This is a genomic window from Bacteroides sp. 1001302B_160321_D4 (genome assembly GCF_015667765.1).
Classification (GTDB): domain Bacteria; phylum Bacteroidota; class Bacteroidia; order Bacteroidales; family Bacteroidaceae; genus Bacteroides; species Bacteroides xylanisolvens.
The window spans coordinates 1-4,133 of record NZ_JADPLO010000130.1; the positions used below are offsets into that span (position 1 = coordinate 1).

The window sequence follows — 4,133 nt, forward strand, 5'->3', positions numbered from 1 at the left end:
CACTGTTTTATTTTCTAACTTTAAATTACTCAATTTGTCTGCTGTTACTTTAGATTGTTTATCAATATCTATGTGAAGAGAGTCCAGTGAATTACGAAGTTGTTGCAATTCACTGGAGTAATCTATCTGTTGTTGCTTCTCCATATTTTTAGAAGCAGCGCATGAACCAAGCAACAGAATACAAAGAATACAACTTATGATAGTAATTGGTTTCATACAATGCTGATAATAATGGGTTCCCCTCTTTTTTGCGCCTCTTCAATCTTTTTATTAAGGCAATCGGAAGTGTATCTTGATTCAGATAATCGGCCTACAGCTGAATTTTTCCCTACTAAAATGCAACCGGCACTGTCTGCGGCGGTGTTGCCACTATGTATGAGAATACCTTCAAAATGGGGAACATTTAATAATCTTGGAAGATTACGACCGAATTTGGGAGACCAGTTATAGATTATATTATAGGTACCATACGGAATTGCTGACTCTCCATAAACCTTTTTCTCTCCATTATCGAATATTCCATTTTTATTTTTATCAACTATCTTGTCTTCTAGGGTATTACAGAAGAATTCATTATTGATATATAGTCTGCCAATAGTATAAGTCTCTTTTGGCCATAGACGTTCTAATCTTAATTCCATAGTCTTAATCTTTTATTTGTGATAGTAATGTGGCTACTTTTATACCACTGCTTCTGATATGTTTTCCAACCAGTTGTTTGTCCATCTTTTTGCCATTACAAAACGATAATCCAATAATTCCGGCAGGCTTTTCCCCATCATACAATGTCAATAAGGCTATTTCGCTAATATCGTTAGCTTGAAATTTGTAATATAAGCGTTGGTCTATTTTTTGAATGTCGTCCAACCCACCATAAAAATATCCATCGTCCAATACTTTTGCCACAAGTTTGTATTTTGATAAGCTAAAATCCGCATAGTCTTCGTCAACGTTTGATATACTATCCCTAACTTCTTCAATTCGCATCGAACCGAAAAGGAATGGCAATCCTGTTGTCAGATTTTTACTTCCATTATGAAATTCTATTAACCATGCCCGGTCAGCATTAGTGGTAAATATCATTTTAGATAAAATATGGCGAATATTGGAATCCGCCGATAACCTTGTATTTACTAGATGGTCGTGTTGGGCAGTTGTTATTTCGGACATGCGATCCAAAAGATACTTTGGATTTAATGCGAAAAATATGATGTAACCGCTTAAAAACAACAGAAATAGTCCTTTTATAATGCTGAAAAAGCCATATCTCTTTTGTAGGTTAAGCAATTTTTGAAGCCATCCGATGCCTTTATCCAACTGTTCCATATTAATGTGAAGTAATTTGTACTGATTGGATTGGGATAAACCATTCTAGTTCATTTGCAAATGGTTCATTTAAGCGTACCCATACACCTTTTGTTTTTTGAGTTTGATTCTCTTTAATAATAACCCCGTCCCTTCCAATTAACTTTTTCAATTTCCATTCTTTCAATAAAGGGGAGGCAATGATTGTAATTTTTCGTCCTACCATTTGTTCTTTTATTCAACATTATTATCATTATTAGATTGAGGAACAATGACATTGAAAACAATACCAGAGTCACCGTTACCTTTCAATTCAACTTTACTTTCTTGTGCTACCTTTACTGGATACATTTCCATTAAAGCTTTTGATGCTTGCACAGCTACAGAACGTAATGGAGCTGGTGATAGCTCTGTGCCTCTTCGATCTGTATATTTTGCTGTAGAAGTTTCGTCTATAATATGCAATAGTTTTTCTGTTAGACGAGCTTTTAGATCGGCTGTTTCATAATTTGCGATAGCTCGCAACTGATTGATATACTCTTGTACATCATCCCGCGCCATTAATTGTTTTGCCTTTCTTAAAGAGGTATGACTGGAATCATAGAATATATCTTCGTAGCATTTGCGAGCATTTCCAGCATAAGGGTCACAGCCGAAAATGAACAGCTCACAAAAATCAATTTCTTGTTTATTCAACGATTCTGGTTTCTTTAGTTCCATTCTTTAATTGTATTAAAGCCCAGCCGATATGTTCAACTGGGCTTGGTTTACTAAGAATAGCTAGGAAAGGCTTTATGAGTTTGTTTTTTCAACATTACTTTCTAATAAATCTTGCATAACAACCCGTCTGAATAGGTCTTTGAGTCCATCTAGCATACTTTCTATATCTGCAATATTCTGTAACTTATCCCGATTAAAATTTATTTGTAAATCATATCCGGAAATTTCCATAATAGTTTCATGGGTATCTTCGGTTTGTACAGCCAGGATTCTTCGGTCTGAAAGAGTGTTGAACACTACTTCTGGCTCCAGTCCAATTGATTGCGCTTGTTGCTTTTCTTCTTCTGTTACCATATTTTATATTTTGAAATGAACACGTGATTTTTCTGTTTTGGTCATAACCATACTACCATCATCTATGCCGGAAGCATTACGCATCCTTTGGGAACATACCATAGCCACATTGGTCGTTGCTGTTACATCAGCATCTGCATCATGGGCATCATCTAGTTCGATACCAAATTTTTCTGCCATGATTTCCAATTTATAACTGCTCATGCCATCTAAATGAGATAAAGCCAATTGTCCTAAAACGATTGTGTCTATATATAAAGGCTGGAAGTGCCCATAGAAATCTGTTTCTCCTCTCATTAATTTGGCAAATTCTTTCATTTGTCCTCCATATTCCATTAACTGTTGCATGAATCCTATATCAAATCCAATGTTTTGGCCAATTAAGAAGGGTTTTATGTTGCGACCTTTTGATAATATGTTTTTGCGGATAAAATCAATAACCTCTGCCGCAACTTGCTTGATGTCCATACCAAGAGATTCTAACATATCCATTGTTATGGCGGAATAAGTCAGAGCTTTTTCTTCATATTTCATGGGCTGTTCATCGTCTTTATCAAATTTACTCTTCAATACTTTACGTTTAGCCACACCTTTATCCGGCTGTTTATTATATGGGGATATGTATTTTACATATCTGTCAATTGTTTCAAAAGTATCTATACGTACTGCATGGATTGCAATCTGGGTACATGCGCAATCTTGGCAGTCCAAACCGCCAGTCTCAAAGTCTAAGGTAAAAGCCACGATAATTGGCTTTTCGTTATTAGGAGTTGCCATATTATTTTAATAAACTTAGTGTGAGTTGTTTAACTTTTTGTTTAAATTCTTCGAGTGAATAATTATTATGAATAACATAATCATATTCATTTAAAGGTATCTCTATACGATTCAAATCGCGTTCACATCGCTGTTGGTCGATTCCACAATTTATTCGATCATCTATACTTCTGTTGATATATACAGAAAATATAATAAATGAGTTTGGAAATTTTTCTTTTAAATATTTCAGACCTTTTTCATCAATTACGTATGTACATATCTTCTGCTTTGCCTGTTGCAATGTAGCCCAATATTCATGTTCGCCGAATTGTGTATAAGCTATCATTTCAGACATTTGGGGCTTGTCTTCCGGAGTTACAAACCAATGTTCTTTTCCATTTGTTTCTTCTTCCCTCATGGGACGTGTTGTATATGATACTATTGTTGGAATGCCGTTTTCAGACATGATGTTTGCCATTGTTGTCTTACCGCTTCCAGATGGTCCGACAATAGTTATAATAACTGGTATATTTGCTTTTATTTTCATAATATGTCTATAATTGAAGATTTATATAACTGAAGATTGTTTCCACCTGTATAGTCACTGTATTTAACTTGGGCGGAACATATAAGCATTTTGTTCTTTGCACTGCTAAGAGAACCACCCTTACAAAGTGTTGCCCGGACATTCATCCATTCATCATTCCAGATGACCATTTCTACCAGGTCATTGTTTTGTTGAAGTAAAAGTTTGCAGAAAACTCGATTCTCACCTGTTTTCTTGTCTTTAAACTTTTTCTCCTCAATATCTACAATGTTAGCACAAATAGCAACGCGTTTTCCATCATAATCGGGGTCTTGTATGTTTTTTAAAAGTGCCCAAGATGCTTTTCCTTTTATTTGGGGCTTTGCTTCTGAATTGTCATAAATACGTTTATAGTCGATAGCTCCAATGCCACTAATTGCGATTTGCTGTTGACTCCAGAAATAATGTT

7 protein-coding genes and 1 pseudogene are annotated in these 4,133 nt (G+C 35.2%); all 8 read right to left on the reverse strand.

The annotated features are described in order from the left end of the window. Positions 1 to 212 precede the first annotated feature (212 nt). Positions 213 to 641 (reverse strand): DUF5675 family protein, encoded by a 429-nt coding sequence (locus KFO40_RS25260; RefSeq protein WP_109115694.1) that lies wholly within the window; start codon positions 639 to 641, stop codon positions 213 to 215. Between the two features lie 4 nt (positions 642 to 645). After that, a complete protein-coding gene (locus KFO40_RS25265; protein WP_008768547.1) occupies positions 646 to 1,326 on the reverse strand; it encodes a hypothetical protein in 681 nt (226 codons plus the stop codon). A gap of 1 nt (position 1,327) precedes the next feature. Then, positions 1,328 to 1,531 (reverse strand): hypothetical protein, encoded by a 204-nt coding sequence (locus KFO40_RS25270; protein WP_109115695.1) that lies wholly within the window; start codon positions 1,529 to 1,531, stop codon positions 1,328 to 1,330. 8 nt (positions 1,532 to 1,539) lie between these two features. Beyond that, positions 1,540 to 2,025: a hypothetical protein gene (locus tag KFO40_RS25275; RefSeq protein WP_008647884.1), complete on the reverse strand. Its 486-nt coding sequence runs from the start codon at positions 2,023 to 2,025 to the stop codon at positions 1,540 to 1,542. A gap of 72 nt (positions 2,026 to 2,097) precedes the next feature. Next, positions 2,098 to 2,379 carry a hypothetical protein gene (locus KFO40_RS25280; protein WP_008647883.1) on the reverse strand — a complete coding sequence of 94 codons (282 nt, stop codon included), beginning with the start codon at positions 2,377 to 2,379 and terminating at the stop codon, positions 2,098 to 2,100. A gap of 3 nt (positions 2,380 to 2,382) precedes the next feature. Beyond that, positions 2,383 to 3,156, reverse strand: coding sequence for a PolC-type DNA polymerase III (locus tag KFO40_RS25285; RefSeq protein ID WP_008647882.1), 774 nt, complete (start codon positions 3,154 to 3,156; stop codon positions 2,383 to 2,385). Between the two features lies 1 nt (position 3,157). Further along, positions 3,158 to 3,685: an ATP-binding cassette domain-containing protein gene (locus KFO40_RS25290; protein ID WP_138335678.1), complete on the reverse strand. Its 528-nt coding sequence runs from the start codon at positions 3,683 to 3,685 to the stop codon at positions 3,158 to 3,160. Beyond that, positions 3,682 to 4,133: pseudogene (locus KFO40_RS25295) on the reverse strand (DNA polymerase III subunit alpha); the annotation flags it as partial. The pseudogene KFO40_RS25295 and the gene KFO40_RS25290, both read right to left, overlap by 4 nt.